Origin of the sequence: Picosynechococcus sp. PCC 73109, from assembly GCF_001521855.1 — a bacterium.
GTDB lineage: Bacteria > Cyanobacteriota > Cyanobacteriia > Cyanobacteriales > MRBY01 > MRBY01.
Genome location: NZ_CP013998.1, coordinates 569,887 through 594,126 on the forward strand (window position 1 = coordinate 569,887; position 24,240 = coordinate 594,126).

The window sequence follows — 24,240 nt, forward strand, 5'->3', positions numbered from 1 at the left end:
GGATTTAATGTCTTCAGCCCGCCAACTCGCCTTCCTCGCCCTCCGGCAAATCATGTACCACAATGCCTATACCGATGTGGCCCTTGATCGAGTCCTCCACAAAAGTAACCTCACCGGGAGTGATCGCGCTTTAGTTGCCGAATTGGTCTATGGTACTGTCCGTCGCCAAAAAACCCTCGATGCAATCATTGATCAACTAGGGAAAAGGCCCATCGATCAACAACCGCCTGACCTACGGGTACTCCTTCAACTGGGTTTGTACCAACTGCGTTACTTAGATCAAATTCCCCCCTCGGCGGCGGTCAATACCAGCGTTGAAATTGCGAAAACCAACAAGCTGGGCCAATTGGCAGGGGTGGTAAATGGCTGTCTGCGCGGTTATCTGCGGCAACGGGACAAAGGTAGTGATCCGCTCCAGTTACCAGAGGCAGCGGCAGAGCGGCTAGCTTTGCAATATAGTTTTCCGGAATGGCTGATTGGCCAATGGCTTGAACAATTTGGAGCGGAGGAAACGGAACAGCTTTGTCAATGGTTTAATCGGCCTGCCCAACTGGATCTCCGGGTAAATCCCCTCCGGGCGAATGTCGCTGCTGTCCAAGATAAACTCACCCAGGCAGGGGTCAAAGCCGAGGCGATCGCCAATTTACCCAATGCCCTACGCCTAGTCGAAAAACGGGGTTTGATCCAAGATTTACCGGGTTACAAAGAAGGCTGGTGGACAATCCAGGATGCCAGCGCCCAGTTGGTGACTCACTTGCTCGATCCCCAACCAGGGGAAGTAATTATCGATGCCTGTGCAGCGCCCGGCGGCAAAACGACCCACATCGCCGAAAAAATGCAGGATCGCGGCACCATCTGGGCCAGTGATAAATATCAAGCTCGCATTAATAAAATTGAGCAAAATGCCCGCCGTCTCAAGCTCTCGATGATCCGCACCCTCATCGGTGACAGTCGCACCTATTCGCAGTTTCGGAATATGGCTGACCGGGTGCTGCTGGATGTGCCCTGTTCGGGATTGGGGACACTCCACAAACGCCCCGATATCCGCTGGCAACAAAACCCCCAGAAAATTGCTGAACTGACCCAACTCCAGAGAGAACTGCTTACCACGGGGGCGACTTGGGTCAAACCGGGAGGCTATTTAGTCTATGCTACCTGCACCCTCAATCCGGCAGAAAATGAGGCGATCGCCAACCAATTTCTCGTGGAACACCCAGACTGGCAGATTATTCCCCCTAGCCCCGATTCACCCGCTTTTCCCTATGCCCAGGAACAGGGTTGGATTCAGGTCTTACCCCAGCGTCACGACATGGATGGTTTCTTTATGGTGAAGTTGCAACGGCCAGCCTAGAGGGATTGGGCGATCGCCTCGGTGAGGGTTTGCAGGGATTCAGAAATTGTGACGGGATAGGTCTCAGGATTTTCTAAACGTTTTACTTCATCGGGCAGTTGGCGCACGTTAGCCGTCGTTCGTTGGCGAATGGTTGCTAAATCCTCTGGGGCCACAAGGCGTTTTCCTTGGGCCATCGCTTTTTCGAGCAGAGGCATTTCTCCTGATTGGGGAGCTTCATTCACTAAACCGAGGCGATCCTGGCCAGCCTCTAGATTGCGGAAAATCTGCTTACAACCCGGATAGGTGGCTTTTCCGCTGGACTTTTTCATCGTGGGGCGATCGCCAATTTGCACTAATTTATACACGCCATTAACTGGGTCGCCTGTCACCAATTTCGTCCCCAAACCATAGCCATCAATGGTTGCCCCAGCCGCCTGGAGCCGCGCCATTTCCACTTCATCGAGATCACCGCTGGCAAAGATTTTCACCGTCGTTGGTAATGCTCGCCGCACCTGTTGGGAGAGGGTTAATAAATCCCCCGAATCGAGGCGCACTCCCGCTAGATGGGTTTCGCCAGTTTGAATCGCCTTACCTAAACGCTCCGCCGCCGCCACGGTGTCGTAGGTATCAATGAGCAAAGGGGCCGCCGGAAAATAACGGTGAAACGCCCGGAACGCATCATCCTCCGAGCCTTCGAGGGTGCCCACCGCCATCACCAAGGCATGGGCCATCGTTCCCACGGGTTTAATCCCCAACTGTTGTGCGGCTAAAACATTGGACGTGGCATCTAACCCGCCAGCCAAAGCCGCCCGCGCTGCCCAGGTAGACCCCTGGGGACTAAAAGCCCGCCTTGTGCCGAATTCTAATAATTGGCGATCGCCCGCAATGTGACGCATCCGTGCCGCCCGTGTTGCAATTAGGGTTTGGTAATTGATGGCATTGAGCACAAACGTTTCAATAATCTGGGCTTGCCACAGGGGGGCTTCCACCCGCAAAAACGGCTCCTGGGGAAAAATCACGGTTCCCTCTGGTACCGCCCAAAGATCCCCCGTAAAACGGCCCGTGGCGAGTAAATCCCAAAAGGCGGCTGGGGCTTGTTCAAAAATCCCGGTGCTGCGGAGATAGTCAATTTGCGCTTCTGTAAACCGTAATCCTTCTAGGTAACTTAAAACCTGCTCTAGGCCCATCGTTACCAGATAGCCAAAGTCATCGGGCAAACGACGGGCAAACATTTCAAAGCAAGCCGGCGTCTCCGCCAGCCCTTCCCCCACATAACAGGCTGCCATGGTGAGCTGGTAAAGATCCGTTAATAGACTGTAGTCTTGGGCCGTGATGTCTAAATTTTTCCCAGCCATGGTGCGTCTTTCGCCTCCAATGAATTAATTTAGTGTTTATTTTACAATAAAAAATCTAGATCGGCTGCTTTTAGGGGTGAATGTTAAGATCCCATCAGAAAGTTCAGGGGGAAAAGATCCATGGCTACCCAACACCAGCGGCGATCGCAAAATGTGCCCGGTGACTTTTATGTGGACAGTAGTTGCATCGACTGTGATACTTGCCGTTGGCTCAGTCCAGAGATTTTCAACCGTCAGGATGGGCAATCCGCCGTCTACCACCAGCCCCAAACCCCTGACCAAAGACGGGCGGCTCTCCAAGCTTTATTAGCCTGTCCAACGGCCTCGATCGCCACCGAAACCGTCCCCAAAGATCTTCCTGCAATCCAGGCAGAATTTCCCCTGCCCATCGTCGAAAATATCTATTACTGCGGCTATCACTCGCGCAAATCCTTTGGGGCCGCCAGCTATTTTATCCGGCATCCAGAGGGGAATATTCTCGTGGATTCCCCTCGGTTTCAACCCTCACTGGTGAAGCAACTAGAAGCCCTGGGAGGGGTAAAATATTTGTTTTTGACCCACCGGGATGATGTGGCCGATCACCAAAAATTCCATGATCATTTCGGTTGCGATCGCCTCTTGCACCAGGCTGATCTCCGGGAGGGAACAAAAGCTGTAGAAACCGTTCTCGAAGGCACGGAACCAATCCCCTTTCTCAAGGACTGCCTAATTATTCCTGTGCCGGGCCATACCGAAGGCCATGCAGTGTTGCTCTACCGCGATCAATATCTTTTTACCGGGGATCACCTGGCTTTTTCGGCGCGGCTGGGTCATTTGACGGGCTTTCGGAATCACTGTTGGTATTCTTGGACAGCGCAAATTGAATCGATGAAAAAACTCCTCTCCTACCCGATCACCTGGATTTTGCCGGGCCATGGCCGCCGCTACCAGGCCGACAGCGCAACCCTACACCAAGATTTAAAAGCTTGTATTCAGTGGATGGAGTCCGTGGCATGAGCGTAACGTTTTTCTGGTTGGTGGCGATCGCCAGTAATCTTTGTCTCATCGGGGTGAATTATATTCTCTGGCGAAAAGTTCGCCGTTGGCACCAGGATCTACGCCTCAGTCGCCACCGTTTCGCCCTCAACGAACGCAAAATCAAAATTGTCGTGGAAGATTTAATACAACAAGCGGACGTGATCCCCGCCACCACCCAACAGATCCAGATGAAAAAACAGCAAGGGCAGCAAGTCATCGCCCAGATTAAGCTGCTCCAACAACTCCTCCGGGCGTTAATCTTTGTGCGACGTCGCCTCTGAAATTACCTGTTTACAAAGCCTGGAGATAATCCGTTAACCGGGTTAAAGTGCGCTGATTTTCCGCTGGTGTTCCTACACTAATCCGCAGGCCGCCCCCCGTGTGTCGAATTAACGTCCCCTGATTTTTCAGAGTTTCGACGAGGTTTGCTAAGGCTTCCGCCTGGGGTTCCATCGCTGGCTGGAGGCGACCATAGAGGAAATTCGCATCGCTCGGCCACACCCGGACATTCGGCAGTTGCCCTAACGCTTGGTAAAGTTTCCCCCGTTCCTGTTGAGCTTCGGGAATGGTTTCCAACAGGCGATCGCCATGGTCGAGGGCGAGTCGGGCCGCCGCCTGGGAAAAACTAGGCAAATTATAGGGGAGGCGTACCTTTTCGAGGGCTTGGATAATTTCTAAACTGCCCACGGCATAGCCCACCCGCAGGGCTGCCAATCGGAACGCCTTCGAGAATGTCCGCAGGATCACCCAGTTGGGCCGCTGTAGGACTTCTGCCACCAAAGTTTTTTGACTAAATTCAAAATAGGCTTCGTCCACCACCACGAGAATATCCGGCGGCAAAGACTGGAGCCAGCTAATTTCTGCTGCCGTGAGACATTGGCCCGTGGGAGAGTTGGGATGCACCACAAACACCACCCGCACCGGTGCCCCTTGGGGTTGGTCAATGGCGTTTTGGGCCGCCGCAAGATCCCAGCTAAAATCTTCCGGCTGTCGGGCGATCGCCACGGTGTGAATTCCCAAAGTTTGCGCCAAAATGCGGTACATCGAGAAGGTGGGTTCGGCCACCAGGATCGACCCTTCCCCGCCCAGGCAAGTGGCAATTAACAATGAGCGGATCAACTCATCGGAACCATTTCCCACGGAGATGTGAGCCGCTTGAAGATCCCCGGTCAACTGCCCAGAACGATTCACATAGTCGGCAATGCCTTCCTTGAGCGCCCCATGGCCCCCGTCGGGATAGCGGTTTGTGGCAATTTGATTTTGATAATGTTGAGCCAGAATTTCCTTGAGATCCGCTGGGAGATCGTAGGGACTTTCATTGGTGTCGAGAATATCTACCGGCGTATTTACCGGGCCACCGGGGTGGGACACATAGGCTTTGAGTTGGGCCAAGTCAGAACGCAAAAAGGACATAGGTGCTGTGCAAAAAAGAAGAATGAAAATCAATTCCCCAAGGGCATTGAAACGAACGCAAATGAAATGTAATCAATCTGTGAAATCGATCATAAGTTTAAGGTTGCGTTATGTAAAAATAACGTTGGTGCGGTGGGGAGTCGCCTTAGCCTAAAAATTGGGAATTTTCCTGCACCGTTATTTCACGTTTTCCACTTCCTATCTAAACGCAAATCACCATGAAATTGGCAGCCAGAGTCGGTCAAATCAAGCCTTCGATTACCCTCACAATCTCCGCAAAAGCAAAGGCCATGAAGGCGGATGGGATTGACGTGTGCAGCTTTAGTGCTGGAGAACCAGATTTCGACACCCCTGATCACATTAAAACCGCTGTCAAAGCCGCCCTCGATGCGGGAAAAACCAAATATGGCCCTGCCCCCGGAGAACCGGCCCTGCGTCAGGCGATCGCCAAAAAATTACAGACAGAAAATAATCTCCCTTACAGCCCCGAAAATGTGATCGTCACCAATGGCGGCAAGCACGCCCTCTATGGTTTGATGATGGCTCTCATTGAACCGGGGGATGAGGTGATTATCCCGACCCCCTACTGGTTGAGCTATCCAGAAATGGTAATTTTAGCGGGCGGCACCCCGATTTTTGTGGAAACCACAGCAGCAACGGGCTACAAAATCACCCCGGATCAGCTGCGCAACGCGATTACCGACAAAACGAAATTATTCGTTTTCAACTCCCCTTCTAATCCCACCGGGGCCGTCTACAGTCCAGCAGAGGTAGCGGCGATCGCCCAGGTTTTAGTGGAAAAACAAGTGTTGGTGGTGGCCGATGAAATCTACGAAAAAATTCTTTACGGGAATGCTGTTCACCAGAGTATTGGTTCCGTGAATGATGAAATTTTTCCCCTGACGATTACCTGTAATGGCTTCGCGAAGGCGTTTTCGATGACGGGCTGGCGCTTGGGTTACATTGCCGCGCCGGTGGAACTAATTAAGGGCATGACCACGATCCAGAGCCACAGCACCTCCAACGTTTGTACTTTTGCCCAATACGGGGCGATCGCCGCTTTGGAAGGAGGGCTTAATTGTGTCCAGGAAATGTTGACTGCCTTTAGTAAGCGTCGAGAAGTGATGCTGGGGACGATTCAAGATCTACCGGGTTTGAGTTGTCCGTCCCCCGACGGCGCCTTTTATCTCTTTGTGGATATCAGCGCCTACGGTCTCGATTCCCTCAGTTTTTGTAAACAACTCCTCGCTGAACAGCAGGTGGCGGCGATCCCTGGGGTAGCCTTTGGCAATGACCGCTGTATTCGTCTGTCCTACGCCACAGATCTCAGCACCATTGAAAAGGGAATGTCCCGTCTCGGTAAATTTCTCCAGTTCCTCTCAAGGTAAGTAGAATTTTGCCGAAGCCCAGTGCTTACTGCTATAAATCAGGGGTGAATTTCTAATTGACTTTATGGCCGAGCTTGACGATCACACTCTCCCCAATCCCGACTCAACATCGACGGAGTTTTCTTCTAACTCCAGTGAAAGCGCGACTCCGGAGATTGTTACGGAACGTGATGATCTCAACCCAAAAGAGCCAGAAGCAGCCATGGCGACCCCGGAGTTGCAGTTTGGCCTTGAAGCTGACCACCTCACCCTAGTCTTACCCACCACCCAGACCTATGAAATTGAGGCTTGGGACACAATCTGGGCCAATTTTCGGGAGCAGTTGCAGGCTGCTGCTGATTTTCCAGTCGCCCACGTTCACTTAATCGCTCAAAATCAACTGGTAGGGGGCCGTCAACTCCAGGAACTGGCTGACCTACTCAAGCCCCACGACCTAAAGCTCAAACGCATTTACACCAACCGACGGCAAACGGCGATCGCCGCGGCGACAGCAGGCTATAGCGTTGATCAAGATCCCCCGAATCAACTGTTGGCGGATGTTCCTCTCAAGTTAAAACCGCTCTTGGCCCCCGATAAAGAACCGGAGGTGTTGTACATTGACCAAACCGTCCGCTCCGGAGTTGAAATCGTCTATCCCGGTTCGGTGATTGTCACAGGGGATGTCAATCCAGGGGGAAGTATCGTTGCGGACAAAGATATTGTGGTGTGGGGTTGTTTGCGGGGAGTTGCCCATGCTGGTGCAAAAGGCGATCGCACGGGACGGATTATGGCGTTGCAAATGGAGCCGACCCAACTGCGCATTGCCGATGTTGTCGCCCGTGCAGCTCCGCAAGCCGTTGAGCAACGAAAGCCAGAGGTGGCCTATCTGACCCAAGAGGGAATTCGTCTAGCCCCGGCCCTCAAATTTTCGAAAAACTACCAATACCAAGCCGATCAACAGCATTGGCAGGAAACATCTGATCCCCTCTTACCTGTAATATCGTAGCTAAGCTGCCGCAACCCGTGGCTATGTCGTAAGCTTATTGAATTATTTATCCACCCAGAAGTCTATGAGTCGCGTTATCGTTGTGACCTCCGGAAAAGGAGGCGTCGGCAAAAGTACCTGTACCGCCAACCTCGGTTCGGCCTTGGTCAAGCTCGGCAAAAAAGTGGCCCTGGTCGATGCGGACTTTGGTCTGCGAAACCTGGATTTACTTTTGGGTTTAGAAAATCGCGTTGTCTATACGGCCATTGAGGCGATCGCCGGAGAATGTCGCCTCGAACAAGCCCTTGTGAAGGACAAACGGCAAAATGGTCTCGTCCTCCTGCCAGCGGCCCAAAACCGGAATAAAGAATCCGTCACTCCCACCCAGATGAAACAACTCATTATGCGGCTGAATAAAGCTTTTGATTATATTTTGGTGGACAGTCCGGCGGGCATCGAGATGGGTTTTCGGAATGCGATCGCCGCCGCGAGGGAAGCACTGATTGTCACAACCCCCGAAGTGGCTGCTGTGCGTGATGCAGACCGGGTTGTGGGTCTTTTAGAAGCCTATGGCATTAAACGGACGCGCCTCATTGTGAATCGTCTCAAACCAGAAATGGTCAAGCAAAATGAAATGATGAGCGTCGAGGATGTCCTCGAAATTCTCGCCATTCCGCTCCTGGGGATTATTCCCGACGATAAACAAGTGATTGTTTCCAGTAACCGGGGCGAACCGTTGGTGCTAGGAGACAAACAAAATGACCTCCCTGCCACCGCGTTTATGAATATTGCCCGCCGTCTAGAGGGGGAAAAAGTGCCCCTGTTAAACCTAATGGCCAACCAAGAGGGATTCCTTGCCAAAATTCGCCGGATCTTTGCCAGTTAACTGCTGTCTCTGATGCGGAATATCGCCCTCATACCCCTCTATGCTGAAATCTAATTAATGTTTCCCTTTGTAATGAGTCATGATCCAGGAATTACTTGAAAAGCTGCTCCATTGGCAGTCTCCCAAGAGCAGTGACGAAGCAAAACGACGCCTCAAGCTGGTCATTGCCCACGACCGGGTGGGCCTCAGCCCCGAAAAAGTCGAGGAGATGCGCCAGGAAATTTTGGCCGTCGTCGCTAAATACGTCGAGGTGGATCCAGAGGAAATGGAGTTCGACCTTTCGAGTAGTGACCGGATGACGGCTTTGGTGGCAAATCTACCGATTCGTCGAGTACGGGATATTCGTTCCCTAGAATAGTTTTTTACGCGAAGATCCGATGATTCTGGCACAATAGGGCAAGCAGTTAGCATCAGTAGGAGTTGTTGGTCATGTTGGCACAAATTTTGGCGATCGCCGTTGCCCTGGGGAGCGGGTTGCTATTTCTGACTGCCTTTATTTTCCCGAAACTCCACCGCCAAGATGACTTTTTTTGGAGCACTGTTGGTCTTTTCTACGCCCTCGTCCTTTGGGTCTGTGCCGGGCAAATGGCCGGAGCCATCCTGTTGGGGCAATTGGCCAGTGTAATTCTCCTCGGTTGGTTTGCTTGGGAAACCCTCCGACTCCGCCAGGCGATCGCCGATCCCAGTAAAATCCCCAACCTCGACAAAGTTTCCCTGGTTGGCTACGTCAAAGATCGTTTTAAAAAACCAAAAGTCGCGCCGACCTCAGCCACCAAAACACCGAAAAAATCTTCCTCCGATTCCTCTAAAACTACTGACCCTGCAAAGGAAGCTCCAGAAACCTCTACACCATTTGAGTCTCCTGAAACGGCCCCAGTTACGTCTCCCGAAGCTGAAAAGCCGACCCCAGAACCAGCAACGCCCTCTACCTCAAAAGATTTAGACAAAGCTGACTCTACAAAGCCCGTTCCCTCGCCAGAAGAAGCTTCTGAGACACCCACGGAAGTATCCGACACCCCAGAAACAGAAAGCGACGCCATCACCGATCCACCGATTACGGCACAACCCTCTAAAAAAGGATTTTCCTTCGGTCGGCTATTTGGACGTAAAACCGCATCTACCGCAGCCCCAACGGAAACCAGTGCATCAGCAGGAGACAAAGATATTGAGCAAATTTTTGCCGAAGAAAAAGATGCGTCTGAGTCAAACACTGCTGTTAATGATGTCACCGACGAAGCTTCCTCGCTAGAGAACCCCCAGGCTGAAGCTGCCGAAGCAGCAACCCAGGCGGAAACAGAGGTTTCTCCTGAGTTAGACGAAACCTCCAAAACCGAAGATACTCCCAAAGATTAGGGATCGCCCCAAGAATTCGCTATGATCTTTGACTGAAGCGTATCGTTGATCTCCCGTGCCCTATGGATACCAAAGCCTTTAAACGTTCCCTAAATCACTCTGAAAATTACTATCGCCAAGGATTTGGCCATAAAGATGAAGTGGCTGGCATGATGACCAGCGAGTATCAAAGTAGCCTGATCCAAGAGATCCGTGACAACAACTATGAGTTAACCCGTGGTGATGTCACCATTTACCTGGCGGAGGCGTTTGGCTTTTGTTGGGGGGTAGAACGAGCAGTGGCGATGGCCTACGAAACCCGTAAGCATTTCCCTACGGAAAAAATCTGGGTGACGAACGAAATTATCCACAATCCTTCGGTGAATAATCGCCTCAAGGAGATGAATGTTCATTTTATTGAAGTGGTTGATGGCGCTAAAGATTTTAGTGGCGTGGCAAACGGCGATGTGGTGATTTTGCCGGCCTTTGGGGCGACGGTGCAAGAAATGCAACTGCTTAATGACCGTGGCTGTACGATTGTGGATACCACCTGCCCTTGGGTTTCTAAGGTGTGGAATTCCGTTGAGAAGCACAAAAAGAAAAATTACACTTCCATTATCCACGGCAAATATAAGCACGAAGAAACGGTAGCCACTAGCTCTTTTGCTGGTACTTACCTCGTTCTGCTGAATCTAGCAGAAGCAGAATATGTGCGGAATTACATTCTCCACGGGGGCGATCGCCAAGCTTTTCTCGACAAGTTTAAAAACGCCTATTCCGAAGGGTTTGACCCTGACAAAGATCTAGACCGTGTGGGCGTGGCGAATCAAACCACCATGCTCAAGAGCGAAACGGAACAAATGGGCAAACTGTTTGAACAGACGATGCTCGAAAAATTTGGCCCGACGGAAATTAATGACCACTTCATGAGCTTCAATACGATTTGTGATGCCACCCAAGAGCGGCAGGATGCGATGTTTGACCTCGTGGAAAAAGATTTAGATCTGATGGTCGTCATCGGTGGCTTCAATTCTTCCAATACCACCCACCTCCAGGAAATCGCCGTCGAGCGCAATATCCCTTCCTATCACATCGACAGCGGCGATCGCCTTTTAGGGAATAACACCATTGCCCACAAACCCCTCGATGGTGAAATCACGACCCAAACCCATTGGCTCCCGGCTGGCAAACTAAAAATTGGTGTGACTTCCGGCGCGTCTACCCCCGACAAAGTCGTTGAAGACGTCATTGCGAAAATCTTTGCCGAAAAAGCCCAACCAGCGGCCTTGGTCTAACTTTTTCAGGCACCGTTAAACATCCGCAAACGTAAGAAATATTTACCCCGTCCTACTGCTGGCGATCGCCTGGGGATGGGGATTTTTTTATTGGGGAAATTCCTGGCTCGGTTGTCCTAAATATTTGCGCAAATAGGGCGAAAACACCTCATAAATCAAAGTTAAGGGTTTACCATCATGCCAAAACAGATAATGGCGGCCCCAAAAAGGCCCTTCTTCCTGAAAAGCGGCTTCTAGGATTGGCGATCGCCCCAGATAAATTCCTTGAATATCCCGGTACAGTTCCGTGTGGAGCCGTGACAAACTCTCCCAAATGGGCAAACTGCGATTTTGCAAATAATCATCCACATGGTTCGCATCCCACCAGGACGTTGCATAGGCTAAACGTTGTCCCCCCGCCGTTCGCAACCACACCTGACGGCGTAAATGGGGTGTTGGAATCGCAGAAATCAAACTCGGTGCCCCATCATTATCCGTACCAATGGGGGACATATCGATCACATCGACCTCAATTTTTTCCCGTGTCAGCAGACCCAAATGGCGGGTCGGCGAACCATCCCCCAAGAGCAAAATTTGCCAGGGCGGGGCGAGTTGGCTGTGGGGGAGTCCCTTTTGTACTTCGGCCATCCCCCCTTGCCAGATGGGTTCTAAACAGTGCCACTGACGCTCTTTAGACGTTGCCAAAAACGGAGAATTGAGTGCTAGAGTCAAGATTCTTCACAAAACTTCAACTAAACTGATCATAAACAATTCTTGCCCACCCTGCCGCTGGGGTTCTCACTGTAACCAGGGCAAATTGACATCCCCCAGTGCTTATGTTTTGATAGTATATTGGCTCTGTTATAGTTATTTCTATAGAAGTTTTTCACAGTTAAAACAAATGGTAAAGCTCCGTCTAAAGCGTTTTGGTAAGAAAAGAGAAGTTAGCTATCGTCTTGTGGCTGCCCAAAGCACCAGCCGCCGCGATGGTCGTCCCCTAGAAGAACTCGGATTTTATAATCCCCGTACCGATGAAACTCGCCTGAATGTGCCGGCGATCGTGAAGCGCCTCAAAGAAGGTGCTCAACCGACAGACACAGTGCGTGACCTCCTCGAAAAAGCTAAAGTATTCGACCAAGTTTAATGTCTAATTTAGACGATCTGTCTAGTGCATCCCATTCGGCAACGGCAAACTACGAAAAATTAACCAAATTTCTTCTAGAGCCATTGCTTGATGACCCCCAATCCCTGGCGATAGATTGCGAACAGCTATCGAGTAGCAACCGGGTTTTGATCCGTGTTGCTTTTGAGCAAGAGGATAAGGGAAAGGTCTTTGGGCGTGGCGGCCGAAATCTACGGGCCATTGAAACCGTACTCAATGGGGCTGCCACCAATCCTCAGCAAAAAATTTCCTTGGATGTGTACGGTAGCCATGATGGCAATGGTGGCCAGAGAGAGCGTTCCTCTGGTTCTTCTCGTGGTAGAAGGGAAGACGGTCGGCGTGGTCGCACTTCCCGACGGCCCCGCACGCCGAAGCCCAGCCCCCAGTTGCGGAACTCCGACGAGGGTTAGGCTATTTTTGCGTTGCGACAAAATTGAAACGGTATCCCTGGTGGATGCTTCCTGAGACTCCAGTCGCCCTTTGGTTTGGAGTCTTTGTTATTGGTACTGCTATGCCTAGGCTTCAGTTTGGACGGTTCAGTTATCTTCGAGGCGATACCCAAGTTCGGCGAGGCGGGTGCGGGATTGGCGCCATTTGGGTTGAACTTTAACGAAGAGTTCGAGATAAACTTTACCGGCGATCAGTTTTTGGATTTGCTGACGGGCGGCGGTGCCAATGGTTTTAAGCATGGCCCCTTTTTTGCCGATGATGATTCCTTTTTGGGAATTGCGTTCGACGTTGATGGCGGCACGGACTTCAGTAATTTCTTCCCCTTCATTGACTTGTTCGATGGCGATCGCTACGGAATGGGGAATTTCCTGGCGGGTGTGGAGCAAAATTTGTTCCCGGATTAGTTCGGCCATAATAAAGCGTTCGGGCTGGTCGGTAATGAGGTCGGGGGGGTAGTAGTAGGGGCCAGGATCGAGAGCCTGAATAAGTTTGTCTTGGAGTTCGGGGAGGCGATCGCCAGCGAGGGCCGAAAATTCTTGGAGTTGCCAATGGTTTTGGGTGGCAAGGGCTTGGTAGGAGGCAAAAATCTCCGGGCGCTTGTCGGGGCGTTGGTCGATTTTGTTGACCCCAAGGATCACCTTGGCTTCGGTTTTGACCAAAAAATCCGCGATAAATTGATCGCCTTTACCCAAGGGAACCGCACCATCAACGATAAACACCACTAAATCTACGGCCCCAACGGTACTGCGGGCGTTTTTGACCAAAATTTTCCCCAGCTCGTGGTGGGGCTTATGAATCCCAGGGGTATCGACAAAAATAATTTGCGCTTGGTCAGTGGAGAGGATGCCGCGCAGACGATTGCGGGTGGTTTGGGCGACGGGGGAGGTGATCGCCACTTTTTGACCGATCAGTTGATTCATCAGGGTGGATTTGCCCACATTGGGACGACCGATCAGGGCAACAAAACCAGAGCGAAAATCGGCGGGGGCGACGGGAATAGTCGGGTTGAGATCAAAGTCTTGGGTCATGAATTTGTGCGATGTGGCGTGTTTTTATCTTACTGGGTGGAGGCGTTGCCAGAGACGGGGGATACCTTCTGTAACGATGAGGGCGATCGCCAAATAGCGCCCATAGTTCACCAGGCCAATTGGGGGCAGCACAAGACTCGCTCCTTTCAGCAAGAGATAACTGAGAATTAGGATCACCAACCCGCCGAATCCGAGCATTATTTTGTCGCGGTAGCCCTGGGGCGGCGTAAAGGTAAAACTTGGAAGCACCAAAAAACCGCAGAAAATTCCCAGTAAATCTGCTAATCCCGGCAAGGCGATCGCCACCAATCCCCCCAGACCCCAAAAGCTAATTTTTTGCCACCACTGATAATTCGGTAAGGGAATCATCCCGTCGAGCCACAGGCCAACGCTAATCCAAAAAATTCCTAAGAGTATCCCAGCGGCCACATCCACCGGAAAATGAACGCCCAAATATAAGCGCGAGAGACAGACTAAAACAATAATTGCGATCGCCACCAACCACAGCCAGATCTTTTGATGTAACCAGGCGATCGCCCCCCAAAATGTCGTGATCCCCTGGGCATGGCCGCTGGGAAAACTAAAACTACCCTCCGTATGAAACGCTTCTGGGGTAATTACCGCCGGATTAACCACATAGGGACGGGGCAAGGCAAAGGCATTTTTCAGAACAATATTACTGATCACACTCAGGGTCAAAATGAGGGTTAGTAGCCGACCCTGACGGGGATCTAGTAGCCAATAATACAAACTCAGCAACAAAATATAAATCGCTTCGCCCCCCAAATGGGTTACCACCAGAAAAAAGCCTAAAAACCTTTCCCCAAAAACCTTCTGTAAAAACTCGATGACCAACATTGCGTTAAAGTAAAAACACGAAAAACTTTGAATTGCCAACGATTCACCGCATGACCTCTATCCTCGTTCCCACACCACGCCTCAACCAACCGACGATCAAAACTCTCCCCAACGGCTTAACGATCATTGCCGAGCAAGTGCCTGTGGAGGCGGTGAGCCTGAATATGTGGCTGAATATTGGCTCTGCGGTGGAAGCCGATAGTATCAACGGGATTGCCCATTTTTTAGAGCATATGGTGTTTAAAGGTACACCAAAGTTGGGCAATGGGGAATTTGAACAACGCATCGAAGCCAAGGGCGCCGTCACCAACGCCGCCACTAGCCAAGAATACACCCACTATTACATTACCTGTGCCCCCCAGGATTTTGCGGAACTTGCGCCCCTCCAACTAGACGTGGTGCTAAATCCTAGCATTCCCGATGCTGCCTTTGAGCGGGAACGCCAGGTGGTACTCGAAGAAATTCGTCGTTCTGAGGACAATCCCCGCCGTCGCACCTATTTCCGCGCCATTGAGACGGGATTTGAGCGGTTGCCCTACCGTCGTCCGGTGCTCGGCCCTAGTGAGGTGATTGAAAATCTTCAAGCCCAACAAATGCGGGATTTCCACGGCTTTTGGTACCAACCCCAACGAATGACTGCCGCCGTTGCCGGAAATCTAGAAGGCGATCGCCTGATTGAATTAGTCGCCACAGCCTTCGATAAACTGTATCAATCCCAACCCACAGCAACCGTTCCCACCTTTGACGATCACTCTCCCGAAGCCCCTTTTCAAAATATTGTGCGTCGTCATTATGAAGATGAAGGTCTACAGCAAGCCCGTTTAGTGATGATGTGGCGCGTGCCGGGGCTAACGGATTTAGAAGAAACCTATGCCCTCGATATTTTGGCGACGGTGTTAGGGCAAGGTAAAGTCTCGCGCCTCGTGCAGGATCTCCGGGAAAAAAGAGGTCTAGTGACTCAAATCAGCGTTAGTAACTTCACCCAAAAACAACAGGGCGTTTTCTATATTTCTGCCCAATTACCAAGCGAAAATATTCCCGCGGTAGAAGCGGCGATCCTTGAACAAATTCAAACCATTCGTACCGCTTCTATTTTGCCCAACGAATTAGAGCGGGTGAAAACTCAAGTGGCTAATCGCTTTATTTTTGGGAATGAACGGCCCAGCGATCGCACCAATTTATACGGTTACTATTACTCGCTATTACGGGATCTCGAACCCGCTTTAAATTATCCGGAATTACTCCAAGCCATTACCCTCGAAACCATTCAACAATCTGTACAAAAATATCTCAATCCCAAAGCTTATGGCATTGTTACCCTGATGCCACCTGCCTAAACTTTGAAAGGATATCAGTCTTTTCTTTAAGAATATTTTGCTTGTTGAAATAAGTTGGTAGTACGGACGATATCCTGAGGGAATAAACCCGTGGATTAGGACAAGGCAGTGGCAGACTATCAACTTTTAATCGACTTACATAAAAATGCTGAACGTCAAGGGCCTGGGGGAAATCCAGAAACTAAACTTGCCCTTGATCTGTTGGGAATAGATAAAACTGCTCCCTTAAAAATTGCTGATATCGGTTGCGGGACAGGGGCTTCGACATTGGTACTTGCGGAACAATTAAACGCGCAGATTACCGCAGTCGATTTCCTCCCGGATTTTCTCGAAGTCCTTGAAACGAGAGCAAAACAAAAGGAACTTTCTGAGAAAGTATCGACCCTGTGCTGCTCCATGGAAAATTTGCCCTTTAATGATGCAGAATTTGACGTAATCTGGTCTGAGGGAGCAATCTATAATATCGGCTTTGAAAAAGGGATCAAAGATTGGCACCGTTACCTAAAACCAGGTGGATTATTGGTCGTTTCAGAAATCACTTGGCTTACAAATTTTCGTCCGATAGAAATTCAAAAATATTGGGAAGTTGAATATCCAGAAATTGATCTAGCCTCTGCAAAGTTTGCTTTACTCGAAGAGCACGGCTACTCACCAATCGGTTATTTTGTTTTGCCAGAACGTTGTTGGTTAGAAAATTATTACCAACCGATGCAGGCGCGTTTTCAAGATTTTCTGAAACGAAACAATCATAGTGAAAATGCTCACAGTATTGTTGCAATGGAAACGCACGAAATTGAATTATATGAACAATACAAAGCCTATTACAGTTATGGAGTATATATTGCCAGAAAATTGAATTAAATAAATTGTTTTCACTTCAGGCCAATGACCTATGATGTTTAGAGCCTTTTTAGTTGGGATTCTAATTGCTTTTGGAGAAATTATTAATGGCAACTTGCGCGTTAGGTATCTCCAGAAAAAGTTTGGCCGCCGCAAAGGAAAAAATATTAGCCTCTGCTCAGGAATCTTTCTTTTTACCTTGATTGCCTACTTTTGCTTGCCTTGGATCAAGCCTCAAAATCTGCTTGAGTGTGCTGGCATTGGCTTGATTTGGGTTATGGTGATGTTGTCTTTGGATTTGTACTTTGGCAGAGTTGTATTTCGATTACCGTGGCAAAAAATTGTGGATGATTTCAACCTACTTAAAGGTAATTTCTTAGGCATTGGTATGCTTGTTTTGTTGTTTTGCCCAAGCGTAATATTTTTACTCAAGTAATCTTTTTAAAAGCGGCGATCTCCTTTTTCTTTCACTAATGAGGCATTCCCCATTTAAAGATTGCCGATCCCCAAGAGAGACCCGCCCCAAAGCCAGAAGTGGCTACCGTTTGACCCGGTTTGATTTTGCCAGCCCGCACCGCTTCATCGAGGGCAATGGGGATCGAAGCCGCCGAAGTGTTTCCATATTCCTGGAGATTGGCAATTACCTTTTCTGAAGGCAGCTTTAAGCGTTTTGCCACGGCATCAATAATTCGTTGGTTTGCCTGGTGGAGGATGAGCCAATCAATATCTTCTGTGGTGAGACCTGCCCGAAATAGGGTTTTTTCAATGACTTCCGGCACTTTCGCCACCGCAAACCGGTAGACTTCGCGCCCATTCATGGTGATTGCTCGATAGCCACCTTTTTGAATTGACACATCATGGATTAAATATTTGGGATGCCCGTCGTAGGCAAGATTCAGGCATTCGTTTTGGCTACCGTCGCTGTACATCTCAAAGCCGAGCAACTGATCCTGGGGGCTGCTCTGACAAACCACGGCCCCAGCGCCATCGCCGAACAATACACAGGTGGTGCGATCGCCCCAGTCCACCCACCGGGACAACACATCGGCACCAATCACAACAATTTTTTGAAAGGTGCCCGTCCGAATATACTGGGCTGCTGTTACTAAACCAAACACAAACCCAGAACAGGCCGCCGTCAGATCAAAGGCGGTGGCATTTTTCGCGTCGATCAACTGCTGCACTTTCCCGGCACTGCCAAATAAATCATCCGGCGTGGAAGTCGCCAGGATAATCAAATCAATTTCTTCTGGGTGTAAATGGGCGGCGGCGATCGCCTTTTTTGCCGCCTCTGCCGCCAATTCACTCAAACTACTATCTTCTGGAAGTAAATGACGATTTGCGATCCCCGTTCTAGTGCGAATCCACTCGTCTGAAGTCTCTACCAACTGACTCAGATCATCATTATGGATGACTGCTTTTGGTGTGGCAGAGCCACTTCCTGTAATGGCAATACCTGCCCCATCAAATTTCAATGCTCGACTCCCTTCCTTCCTCGGAGATGATTCATCTGATAGTAATTCATTCACTCGCTTTTTTCTATCATGGCACTGGATGCCACTTCAGAGAGTGTGGTGGTGGAGTTCGTTTGCTGCTCAAGCAGAGCTTGGTGTTCCTCCGTGTAATTTTGAATCCGTTGGATTACCTGGTTGTCAATTGCTTCTTTAGCTAAACGAATCGCATTAAAAATAGACGGTGCCTTCGAGCTACCGTGGCTAATGATACACACCCCAGCCACTCCAAATAGCAGTGCGCCACCGTGTTCCGCATGATCAATACGTTGCTTAATCCTTTTGAGGTTTGGAGTTAATACCGCCGCCCCCAGCTTGCCCCGCAGACCACGGGGTAATTCTTCTTTTAAGATTTGTAGGAGTACTGCGCCGACTGATTCTGCAAACTTTAGGAGGATATTCCCTGTAAAACCATCGCAGACCACCACATCAAACTCACCGGACAGCACATCTCGTCCTTCGGCGTTCCCCTTGAAAGGAATTGCAGGGTTACTACTCAATAGTTCGTGGGTTTTTAGGGCCAGTTCGTTGCCCTTGGAAGGCTCCTCACCAATATTCAATAAGCCCACCTGTGGTTCCCGGTTCCCCAGGACATACTTGCTGTAAATAGTCCCCATCAGGGCAAACTGCTCCAGATATTTCGGACGACTATCAACATTCGCTCCCACGTCAAGCACGATCACCGAGCGTTCGGGATCCAGGGTCGGAAATACGGCACCAATTGCAGGCCGATCAATGCCCTTAATGCGACCTAATTTCAAAAGAGCCGCAGCCATCGCCGCCCCAGAATGCCCCGCCGAAACGACGGCATCGGCTTGTTTTTTACGGACAAGCTGCATCGATAAATTAATTGACGCTTTGGGCTTGCGCCGAATGGCCACGAGGGGTTCTTCGCACATTTCCACCACTCCTTCGGCTTCTACCACATGGAGAAACTGGTTGGCTGGAGATGAATGTTCGTCTAAATACTTTTGAATGCGGACAGGGTCACCGACTAGAAAAACTTCTACATTGAGTTCTTCTACGGCTCGGATCGCCCCAGCAACGATTTCGTCTGGAGCATAATCTCCCCCCATAGCGTCTACGGCTATTTTTGCGCGTGTCGATGACATTTTTATCAGGAATAGAAGCCTTCAACATATTACCAGAAGCCTGTTGGGTCACTGAAGTCACGGCTGAGAAGATTTTGATGTTGATATCATTGACCCAAATTTCGATTGTGATTTTGCATTGACGGGGATCAATGGGGGTTTACGGTATGTTAAATGGGTTAACTTTGGGTTTTTTGGGCTTTTTTCAGCAAGGGGATGGCACGGATTTGGCGATCGCCTCCTACGCAAGCTTGCAATGGCAAGAAGCGGGCCTCTTCGAGATTCGCTACCAACAGGACACCAATACCCAAACCATTGTGGATCGATACTTAGCGCAATTAGATTCTGGCGGCAAAGATCCAACGTTACAGGGCATTTGGCTAGAATCAGCCTGGTCAACCCTGGGGAACCACCAGGGAAATCAACCTCTGTCGGCAGCTTCACTAACGAAAATTGCGACTACCCTAGCGGCCTTGGAGCAGTGGCCGTTGACCCATCGCTTTACCACCCGTGTTTACACAACGGGGACGGTGGCTAATGGCCTAGTTCAGGGAGATTTGATTATTGAGGCAGGGGGCGATCCTTTATTTGTTTGGGAAGAGGCGATCGCCCTGGGAAATGCCCTAAATCAAGCGGGAATTCGTCAAATTGAAGGAGATTTAATTATTGTCGGTGACTTCATGATGAATTATGTCGCCGAGCCTGCCACCTCTGGGGACAGTTTGCGCCTCGCCCTTGATCAACGCGCCTGGAACGACACCATCGAAACCCAATATCAACAGATGTCACCGCGTCCGTCTCGTCCCCAGGTGGCGATCGCCGGAAAAATCCTTGCTCGCCAAGCCCTACCCGATGGTGCAACCCTCGTCCTTAGCCATCAATCCTTAACCCTGGCCGACATCCTCAAACAAATGAATCTCTACAGCAACAATGCCGTAGCCGAGGCGATCGCCCAAAACCTAAACGGTGGCCCAGCCATGGGAACAGACATTGCCCAAAGCCTAAATATTCCAACTTCAGAAATCCAGCTCATTAACGGATCTGGCCTCGGCGTCGAAAACAAAATCTCCCCCCGGGCTGCCGTAGCAATGCTCCAAGCCATCGACAGCAAACTCCAAGGACAACCCTTTACCGTATTCGATCTCCTACCCATTGCAGGCCAAGATCGCGGCGGCACCGTCAATAACCGCACCATTCCCCCAGGCATCGCCTTTAAAACGGGCACCCTCAACCAAGTCAGTGCCCTCGCTGGGGTTATGCCAACCCAAACCCAAGGCAATGTCTGGTTTGCCATTATCAATAACGGCACCTGGGACGTTAGCGGCTATCGACAACAACAGGATCAACTCCTACAAACCCTAAGTGAGCAGTGGCCGGTGATTCCCCCCGTTGACTCAACTCAAAAATCTCCCCCAGACTATTTCGGCAATCCCGAACGCATTCAAGGCAATTAAAAACCAAAGACCCAATCATTACTTCCAGAATTTCAAGCCCAGATAAAAAACTGTCCGAATAATGCCGAAACACTTACCCATCAAGATATTTAGGCGCTTTGCAATGAAACTAATGTCAAGTTAATTTTTCCCGGAGAACTACTCTAGTGGCTTTTCGGGTATGTCAAAATTGTGGAGGACTACCGAACAGAGCCCAACAACGCCTAGGCAGTACAAAATATGATGGAATGGCATCTGACCGACGCCCAAAGTTTAGCCCTCATTGATCGCGAAATTGGCAAACACTCCTTTTCCCCTGCCGAATATGAAATTGTGCGTCAGGTCATTTACTGTACCGCTGACTTTGAGTATGCCCAACTGATTCACTTTTCAGAACACGCCCTCCAGGCTGGTGCAGCGGCCCTGGCCGCTCGCGGTACGATCATCGTCGATGCTCCGATGGTTCGTGTAGGCATCACAGAGCAGCTTCAAAATTCCTTCGCCAATCCCGTTTACTGTAGCGCCGATACCCTCACCCGCCCCCAACGGGAAAAGACAAAAACCGCTTGGGGCATGGAAACCCTGGCGCGCCGTTATCCAGAAGCAATTTTTGTCATTGGCCAATCCCAAACCGCCCTGTCTAGTCTGGTCACTTTAGTCAAAAAAGGCATCATTCGCCCTGCGCTGGTCATTTTTACTCCTGCTAATTTTCTGACAGGCACAGCGCCCCAAAAGTATTTAGAAGAAGCGGCGATTCCACACATTTGCATGCAAAGTCGTAAAGGTGGCGCGACCGTTGCCGTGGCGATTATCAATGGTTTGATTAGTTTGTCATGGAAAGCCTACGGACAAGATGTAGGCGAAAACCCTTGAAGGAAAAGAGTTCCAGCCCTGTTTTCGTTTCAATCCTCGAAGAAATTCCCCTTTAAGCAAGTAACAAAACGTTGCAAGATATCTGTACTTTTGTTAAATTAAGTATCAACTGGTTGACTAGAAAACAACTATATACGTCAAGATTCTTCTGAGGAAATAAATTATGGAAAATCAAGAAAGCAAATTTGGTTTTAGCGCCTTCGCTGAAAACTGGAACGGTCGCCTAGCAATGCTCGGTTTCGTAATCGGTCTTTTGACTGAGCTCCTAACCGGAAAAGGTATTCTGGCACAACTCGGCCTCATGTAATTTCTGAGAACTGACGACATTCCAGGATCAGTTATCACAAATTGATTGTTAAAAAAGCACTTAAAAGTTTGAGAGAGGATTGAATTCCTCTCTTTTTTTGTTTTTTGTCAGAAAACAATTAAAAAGCCCCCGTTCTATTGGTATCAGGAGGCTTGGTGGACAATTTTTTCAGTTGCAATAATGCCGCAGTAGTTTCATCCTACACAACCGCAGGGGTTTTCTCGCGTGGTTCTTCGACGGTACGGAGGATTGCTGCTGCTGCTTGGCGACCGGAAATTGTTGCGCCTTCCATGCTGTCGATGTAGTCTTGCTGGGTATAGCTTCCGGCTAAGAATAAATTGTTGATGGGCGTCGCTTGGGCTGGGCGATACACATCCATGCCGGGGGCTTCTCGGTAAAGGGACTGGGCGAGTTTGACGACATTTGACCAAGTCATATTGAGCTCTCGGGAAGAAGGGAAGAGTTTATGTACCTGGGCCAAGACGTGCTGGGCGATTTCTTCATTGCTCTTTTTGATAAATGGATCGCCGGGCGTCAAAACCAATTGCATAAGAGAACCTTCACCTTCTTTGTAGTAATCGGCGGGACTGGCGAGAGCTAAATCGGCAAAACAGGAAAAATCGGCTTGGTGGGTGTAGAGCAGATTATCAATACCGACCGCTTCTTGGAGTTGTTTACGTTTTTCGGGGTCGTTGAGTTCTGTTACCCAACCGTCAAAGCGTAATTGCACAGTGGCGACAGGCACAGCTTCGAGGTTGTAGATGTTGTCAAATTCCGACCATTGACGCCAAGCTTCGGGAATAATGCGCTGGATACCAGGGATATCAAGGGCAAAAACATAGGTATCGGCGGTGATGGTCTCGGTAGTTTCACCGTTGTTAATGACGATGCCATCAATTTTGGATTGTCCTTCTAAGGTGTAGTTGACATCGGTAAGCCGATGGCGGGTATGAATCTTGGTGCCCCGGGCTTCGAGGTAGTTGACAATCGGTTTGTGGAGATATTCGTGGGGAGAGCCTTCGAGCATCCGCAGCACTGAGGCTTCAGTTTTTGCGGCGAAGAACATGAAGATGGTCAACATGCAGCGAGCGGAGATATTTTCGGTGTCGATAAAACCAAGGGCATAGGCGATCGGATTCCACATTTTTTTCAGACTGCCGTCATTACCGCCATGGCTCCGGAACCAATCGGCAAAGCTGATTTTATCGAGGTCACGGATGGTTTTCATAGCACCGTCAAAGTCGATCAGACCCCGAACGATGGGACTGGTGCCGAGGGCAAGGGAATTGGCGGCTTTGTCGATCGCCGAAAGTTGAGAAGAGGTAAAAAAGGCTTTGAGACCATGGAAAGGAGCACCGACAGGAAAACGGAAGTCGAGTTCGCCAATTTTGCCCCCTTCGTTAATGAATTGGTGGGTGTGTTCCTTGAGGCGGAGGTTATTGCCGGCACCGACTTTTTCCATCAGGGCAAATAGGTTGTAGTAGCAACCGAAGAAGACATGGAGGCCCATTTCGATGTGATTGCCGTCTTTGTCAACCCAACTGCCGACTTTTCCACCGACAAAGGGGCGAGCTTCAAAGATTTCGACTTCATGGCCTGCATCGACCAGTTCAATGGCGGTGCTGAGTCCGGCGAGGCCTGCTCCAACGATTGCTACACGCATTACTTTTGTCCTACGGTTTGATTCTCAAAAAAGTATTAATTATTGTAAACGATTGGTGGGGGTCTCTTCGGGGCGATCGCCTTTCTTTCTGGTTGAATCGGTGCAGGTTCAGGAAAAGTTCAAGTCAGAATGTTTAAGATATTCAACAGAAAATTCGGGGTCACAAGACGGGGAGTTTAGGGTAGAGACAATCAAGAAGGTTTTGGCCCATTACTTTCCCCACTGATTCGGGAGGACCCCCCATGCAGACGGCAGATAAAAACAAACAACTTTTTAAAATTCTTTTTAGTGCCGCTTGGATCGACGGCGAAATCCAGGTAGAAGAACGTCAATATCTCCACCAAATTGCAGATCAAAAAAATCTCTCCCAAGATCCGGATATTCGGGCTTTGTTATGTGAGGCGGTTCCTGTTAAACCAGAGGATTGTTACCGTCTCGTTGAAGAATACATTGATGACCATACCAACGAGGCGGAATACCAAGAACTGCTCGATGCGGTTAGCCACATGGTCTACAGCGATAGTCAAATTGAAACGGAAGAGGCGAAATTGCTTAATCGCTTGCAATCTCTAGCGCCGGAGTCCCAGCACGCAAACTCTCCTTTTCAGCGGGTGATCAAGTCCATCCAAAAACTCTACAAAGGGGCGATCGCCGAGATGAACTAACCGAACCCTGCCACGCCGGGGAGTATGTCAAAATAAGGTCTCTCCTTGTGCTGTGAACCT

26 protein-coding genes are annotated in these 24,240 nt (G+C 49.9%); 18 read left to right on the forward strand and 8 right to left on the reverse strand.

What is annotated here, in order from left to right:
- Nucleotides 1-7 precede the first annotated feature (7 nt).
- Complete coding sequence (locus AWQ23_RS02695) at nucleotides 8-1,351, forward strand: 16S rRNA (cytosine(967)-C(5))-methyltransferase (protein WP_062432263.1); 1,344 nt, start codon at nucleotides 8-10, stop codon at nucleotides 1,349-1,351.
- On the opposite strand, the gene AWQ23_RS02700 is transcribed toward AWQ23_RS02695, so the two are convergent.
- Complete coding sequence (locus AWQ23_RS02700) at nucleotides 1,348-2,688, reverse strand: nicotinate phosphoribosyltransferase (RefSeq protein WP_062432266.1); 1,341 nt, start codon at nucleotides 2,686-2,688, stop codon at nucleotides 1,348-1,350. The two genes, AWQ23_RS02695 and AWQ23_RS02700, sit on opposite strands and share 4 nt — an antisense overlap.
- Nucleotides 2,689-2,808: 120 nt before the next feature.
- Between AWQ23_RS02700 and AWQ23_RS02705 the strand changes: the two genes are divergently transcribed.
- Together AWQ23_RS02705 and AWQ23_RS02710 are read left to right on the forward strand one after the other, a co-directional pair.
- Nucleotides 2,809-3,684, forward strand: coding sequence for an MBL fold metallo-hydrolase (locus tag AWQ23_RS02705; RefSeq protein ID WP_062432269.1), 876 nt, complete (start codon nucleotides 2,809-2,811; stop codon nucleotides 3,682-3,684).
- A complete protein-coding gene (locus tag AWQ23_RS02710) occupies nucleotides 3,681-3,986 on the forward strand; it encodes a hypothetical protein (protein ID WP_012306141.1) in 306 nt (101 codons plus the stop codon). Before AWQ23_RS02705 ends, AWQ23_RS02710 begins: the two co-directional genes overlap by 4 nt.
- A gap of 10 nt (nucleotides 3,987-3,996) precedes the next feature.
- Here the strand turns inward: AWQ23_RS02710 and AWQ23_RS02715 are convergent, their stop codons facing one another.
- A complete protein-coding gene (locus AWQ23_RS02715) occupies nucleotides 3,997-5,118 on the reverse strand; it encodes a histidinol-phosphate transaminase (RefSeq protein WP_062432272.1) in 1,122 nt (373 codons plus the stop codon).
- A 218-nt stretch (nucleotides 5,119-5,336) separates the two neighbouring features.
- On the opposite strand from AWQ23_RS02715, the gene AWQ23_RS02720 reads away from it, so the two are divergent.
- The 6 genes from AWQ23_RS02720 (at nucleotide 5,337) to AWQ23_RS02745 (ending at nucleotide 10,983) form a co-directional block, all read left to right on the forward strand.
- The gene (locus AWQ23_RS02720) at nucleotides 5,337-6,506 is read left to right on the forward strand and encodes a pyridoxal phosphate-dependent aminotransferase (protein WP_062432275.1); all 1,170 of its coding nucleotides are present in this window, start codon (nucleotides 5,337-5,339) and stop codon (nucleotides 6,504-6,506) included.
- A gap of 64 nt (nucleotides 6,507-6,570) precedes the next feature.
- Nucleotides 6,571-7,491: a septum site-determining protein MinC gene (gene minC, locus AWQ23_RS02725; RefSeq protein WP_062432278.1), complete on the forward strand. Its 921-nt coding sequence runs from the start codon at nucleotides 6,571-6,573 to the stop codon at nucleotides 7,489-7,491.
- A 64-nt stretch (nucleotides 7,492-7,555) separates the two neighbouring features.
- Nucleotides 7,556-8,356 carry a septum site-determining protein MinD gene (minD, locus tag AWQ23_RS02730; protein ID WP_012306145.1) on the forward strand — a complete coding sequence of 267 codons (801 nt, stop codon included), beginning with the start codon at nucleotides 7,556-7,558 and terminating at the stop codon, nucleotides 8,354-8,356.
- 79 nt (nucleotides 8,357-8,435) lie between these two features.
- Nucleotides 8,436-8,714, forward strand: a complete 279-nt coding sequence (gene minE / locus AWQ23_RS02735) for a cell division topological specificity factor MinE (RefSeq protein WP_012306146.1) — start codon at nucleotides 8,436-8,438, stop codon at nucleotides 8,712-8,714.
- Between the two features lie 71 nt (nucleotides 8,715-8,785).
- Nucleotides 8,786-9,709 (forward strand): Ycf66 family protein, encoded by a 924-nt coding sequence (locus AWQ23_RS02740; protein ID WP_062432281.1) that lies wholly within the window; start codon nucleotides 8,786-8,788, stop codon nucleotides 9,707-9,709.
- A gap of 62 nt (nucleotides 9,710-9,771) precedes the next feature.
- Nucleotides 9,772-10,983: a 4-hydroxy-3-methylbut-2-enyl diphosphate reductase gene (locus AWQ23_RS02745; RefSeq protein WP_062432284.1), complete on the forward strand. Its 1,212-nt coding sequence runs from the start codon at nucleotides 9,772-9,774 to the stop codon at nucleotides 10,981-10,983.
- A gap of 87 nt (nucleotides 10,984-11,070) precedes the next feature.
- On the opposite strand, the gene AWQ23_RS02750 is transcribed toward AWQ23_RS02745, so the two are convergent.
- Nucleotides 11,071-11,667 carry a chorismate lyase gene (locus AWQ23_RS02750; protein WP_030007127.1) on the reverse strand — a complete coding sequence of 199 codons (597 nt, stop codon included), beginning with the start codon at nucleotides 11,665-11,667 and terminating at the stop codon, nucleotides 11,071-11,073.
- A 196-nt stretch (nucleotides 11,668-11,863) separates the two neighbouring features.
- On the opposite strand from AWQ23_RS02750, the gene rpsP reads away from it, so the two are divergent.
- Both rpsP and AWQ23_RS02760 read left to right on the forward strand, forming a co-directional pair.
- Complete coding sequence (gene rpsP, locus AWQ23_RS02755) at nucleotides 11,864-12,106, forward strand: 30S ribosomal protein S16 (RefSeq protein WP_030007128.1); 243 nt, start codon at nucleotides 11,864-11,866, stop codon at nucleotides 12,104-12,106.
- Complete coding sequence (locus AWQ23_RS02760) at nucleotides 12,106-12,534, forward strand: KH domain-containing protein (RefSeq protein ID WP_030007129.1); 429 nt, start codon at nucleotides 12,106-12,108, stop codon at nucleotides 12,532-12,534. The genes rpsP and AWQ23_RS02760 overlap by 1 nt, the downstream gene beginning before the upstream one ends.
- Before the next feature lie 126 nt (nucleotides 12,535-12,660).
- Here the strand turns inward: AWQ23_RS02760 and era are convergent, their stop codons facing one another.
- Together era and AWQ23_RS02770 are read right to left on the reverse strand one after the other, a co-directional pair.
- Complete coding sequence (era, locus tag AWQ23_RS02765; protein WP_062432287.1) at nucleotides 12,661-13,602, reverse strand: GTPase Era; 942 nt, start codon at nucleotides 13,600-13,602, stop codon at nucleotides 12,661-12,663.
- A gap of 24 nt (nucleotides 13,603-13,626) precedes the next feature.
- A complete protein-coding gene (locus AWQ23_RS02770) occupies nucleotides 13,627-14,400 on the reverse strand; it encodes a phosphatase PAP2 family protein (RefSeq protein ID WP_232308952.1) in 774 nt (257 codons plus the stop codon).
- Nucleotides 14,401-14,510: 110 nt separating this feature from the next.
- On the opposite strand from AWQ23_RS02770, the gene AWQ23_RS02775 reads away from it, so the two are divergent.
- The 3 genes from AWQ23_RS02775 to AWQ23_RS02785 all read left to right on the forward strand — a co-directional run bounded on the left by AWQ23_RS02775 (nucleotide 14,511) and on the right by AWQ23_RS02785 (nucleotide 17,073).
- Nucleotides 14,511-15,797 carry a pitrilysin family protein gene (locus AWQ23_RS02775; protein WP_062432293.1) on the forward strand — a complete coding sequence of 429 codons (1,287 nt, stop codon included), beginning with the start codon at nucleotides 14,511-14,513 and terminating at the stop codon, nucleotides 15,795-15,797.
- Between the two features lie 108 nt (nucleotides 15,798-15,905).
- Complete coding sequence (locus tag AWQ23_RS02780) at nucleotides 15,906-16,658, forward strand: class I SAM-dependent methyltransferase (RefSeq protein WP_062432296.1); 753 nt, start codon at nucleotides 15,906-15,908, stop codon at nucleotides 16,656-16,658.
- Between the two features lie 31 nt (nucleotides 16,659-16,689).
- Nucleotides 16,690-17,073 carry a hypothetical protein gene (locus AWQ23_RS02785; RefSeq protein WP_062432299.1) on the forward strand — a complete coding sequence of 128 codons (384 nt, stop codon included), beginning with the start codon at nucleotides 16,690-16,692 and terminating at the stop codon, nucleotides 17,071-17,073.
- A gap of 34 nt (nucleotides 17,074-17,107) precedes the next feature.
- Here the strand turns inward: AWQ23_RS02785 and AWQ23_RS02790 are convergent, their stop codons facing one another.
- Both AWQ23_RS02790 and plsX read right to left on the reverse strand, forming a co-directional pair.
- Nucleotides 17,108-18,112 (reverse strand): beta-ketoacyl-ACP synthase 3, encoded by a 1,005-nt coding sequence (locus AWQ23_RS02790; protein WP_062432302.1) that lies wholly within the window; start codon nucleotides 18,110-18,112, stop codon nucleotides 17,108-17,110.
- A gap of 50 nt (nucleotides 18,113-18,162) precedes the next feature.
- Complete coding sequence (gene plsX / locus AWQ23_RS02795) at nucleotides 18,163-19,260, reverse strand: phosphate acyltransferase PlsX (protein WP_030005802.1); 1,098 nt, start codon at nucleotides 19,258-19,260, stop codon at nucleotides 18,163-18,165.
- Between the two features lie 146 nt (nucleotides 19,261-19,406).
- On the opposite strand from plsX, the gene AWQ23_RS02800 reads away from it, so the two are divergent.
- From AWQ23_RS02800 to AWQ23_RS02810, 3 genes are all read left to right on the forward strand, one after another.
- Nucleotides 19,407-20,693, forward strand: coding sequence for a D-alanyl-D-alanine carboxypeptidase (locus tag AWQ23_RS02800; protein ID WP_071884943.1), 1,287 nt, complete (start codon nucleotides 19,407-19,409; stop codon nucleotides 20,691-20,693).
- 222 nt (nucleotides 20,694-20,915) lie between these two features.
- Nucleotides 20,916-21,545 carry a precorrin-8X methylmutase gene (locus AWQ23_RS02805; RefSeq protein WP_030005804.1) on the forward strand — a complete coding sequence of 210 codons (630 nt, stop codon included), beginning with the start codon at nucleotides 20,916-20,918 and terminating at the stop codon, nucleotides 21,543-21,545.
- A 163-nt stretch (nucleotides 21,546-21,708) separates the two neighbouring features.
- Nucleotides 21,709-21,852 carry a high light inducible protein gene (locus AWQ23_RS02810; protein ID WP_030005805.1) on the forward strand — a complete coding sequence of 48 codons (144 nt, stop codon included), beginning with the start codon at nucleotides 21,709-21,711 and terminating at the stop codon, nucleotides 21,850-21,852.
- Nucleotides 21,853-22,051: 199 nt separating this feature from the next.
- On the opposite strand, the gene zds is transcribed toward AWQ23_RS02810, so the two are convergent.
- A complete protein-coding gene (zds, locus tag AWQ23_RS02815) occupies nucleotides 22,052-23,515 on the reverse strand; it encodes a 9,9'-di-cis-zeta-carotene desaturase (protein WP_062432308.1) in 1,464 nt (487 codons plus the stop codon).
- Nucleotides 23,516-23,757: 242 nt separating this feature from the next.
- On the opposite strand from zds, the gene AWQ23_RS02820 reads away from it, so the two are divergent.
- Nucleotides 23,758-24,180 carry a TerB family tellurite resistance protein gene (locus tag AWQ23_RS02820; RefSeq protein ID WP_012306161.1) on the forward strand — a complete coding sequence of 141 codons (423 nt, stop codon included), beginning with the start codon at nucleotides 23,758-23,760 and terminating at the stop codon, nucleotides 24,178-24,180.
- Nucleotides 24,181-24,240: the final 60 nt, after the last annotated feature.

Excerpts from the sequence above, each read along its gene's own strand:
- AWQ23_RS02695 (WP_062432263.1), top strand. The coding sequence starts at position 8 with ATGTCTTCAGCCCGCCAACTCGCCTTCCTCGCCCTCCGGCAAATCATG.
- AWQ23_RS02700 (WP_062432266.1), bottom strand. The coding sequence starts at position 2,688 with ATGGCTGGGAAAAATTTAGACATCACGGCCCAAGACTACAGTCTATTA.
- AWQ23_RS02705 (WP_062432269.1), top strand. The coding sequence starts at position 2,809 with ATGGCTACCCAACACCAGCGGCGATCGCAAAATGTGCCCGGTGACTTT.
- AWQ23_RS02710 (WP_012306141.1), top strand. The coding sequence starts at position 3,681 with ATGAGCGTAACGTTTTTCTGGTTGGTGGCGATCGCCAGTAATCTTTGT.
- AWQ23_RS02715 (WP_062432272.1), bottom strand. The coding sequence starts at position 5,118 with ATGTCCTTTTTGCGTTCTGACTTGGCCCAACTCAAAGCCTATGTGTCC.
- AWQ23_RS02720 (WP_062432275.1), top strand. The coding sequence starts at position 5,337 with ATGAAATTGGCAGCCAGAGTCGGTCAAATCAAGCCTTCGATTACCCTC.
- minC (WP_062432278.1), top strand. The coding sequence starts at position 6,571 with ATGGCCGAGCTTGACGATCACACTCTCCCCAATCCCGACTCAACATCG.
- minD (WP_012306145.1), top strand. The coding sequence starts at position 7,556 with ATGAGTCGCGTTATCGTTGTGACCTCCGGAAAAGGAGGCGTCGGCAAA.
- minE (WP_012306146.1), top strand. The coding sequence starts at position 8,436 with ATGATCCAGGAATTACTTGAAAAGCTGCTCCATTGGCAGTCTCCCAAG.
- AWQ23_RS02740 (WP_062432281.1), top strand. The coding sequence starts at position 8,786 with ATGTTGGCACAAATTTTGGCGATCGCCGTTGCCCTGGGGAGCGGGTTG.
- AWQ23_RS02745 (WP_062432284.1), top strand. The coding sequence starts at position 9,772 with ATGGATACCAAAGCCTTTAAACGTTCCCTAAATCACTCTGAAAATTAC.
- rpsP (WP_030007128.1), top strand. The coding sequence starts at position 11,864 with ATGGTAAAGCTCCGTCTAAAGCGTTTTGGTAAGAAAAGAGAAGTTAGC.
- AWQ23_RS02760 (WP_030007129.1), top strand. The coding sequence starts at position 12,106 with ATGTCTAATTTAGACGATCTGTCTAGTGCATCCCATTCGGCAACGGCA.
- era (WP_062432287.1), bottom strand. The coding sequence starts at position 13,602 with ATGACCCAAGACTTTGATCTCAACCCGACTATTCCCGTCGCCCCCGCC.
- AWQ23_RS02775 (WP_062432293.1), top strand. The coding sequence starts at position 14,511 with ATGACCTCTATCCTCGTTCCCACACCACGCCTCAACCAACCGACGATC.
- AWQ23_RS02785 (WP_062432299.1), top strand. The coding sequence starts at position 16,690 with ATGATGTTTAGAGCCTTTTTAGTTGGGATTCTAATTGCTTTTGGAGAA.
- plsX (WP_030005802.1), bottom strand. The coding sequence starts at position 19,260 with ATGTCATCGACACGCGCAAAAATAGCCGTAGACGCTATGGGGGGAGAT.
- AWQ23_RS02800 (WP_071884943.1), top strand. The coding sequence starts at position 19,407 with ATGTTAAATGGGTTAACTTTGGGTTTTTTGGGCTTTTTTCAGCAAGGG.
- AWQ23_RS02805 (WP_030005804.1), top strand. The coding sequence starts at position 20,916 with ATGGAATGGCATCTGACCGACGCCCAAAGTTTAGCCCTCATTGATCGC.
- AWQ23_RS02810 (WP_030005805.1), top strand. The coding sequence starts at position 21,709 with ATGGAAAATCAAGAAAGCAAATTTGGTTTTAGCGCCTTCGCTGAAAAC.
- zds (WP_062432308.1), bottom strand. The coding sequence starts at position 23,515 with ATGCGTGTAGCAATCGTTGGAGCAGGCCTCGCCGGACTCAGCACCGCC.
- AWQ23_RS02820 (WP_012306161.1), top strand. The coding sequence starts at position 23,758 with ATGCAGACGGCAGATAAAAACAAACAACTTTTTAAAATTCTTTTTAGT.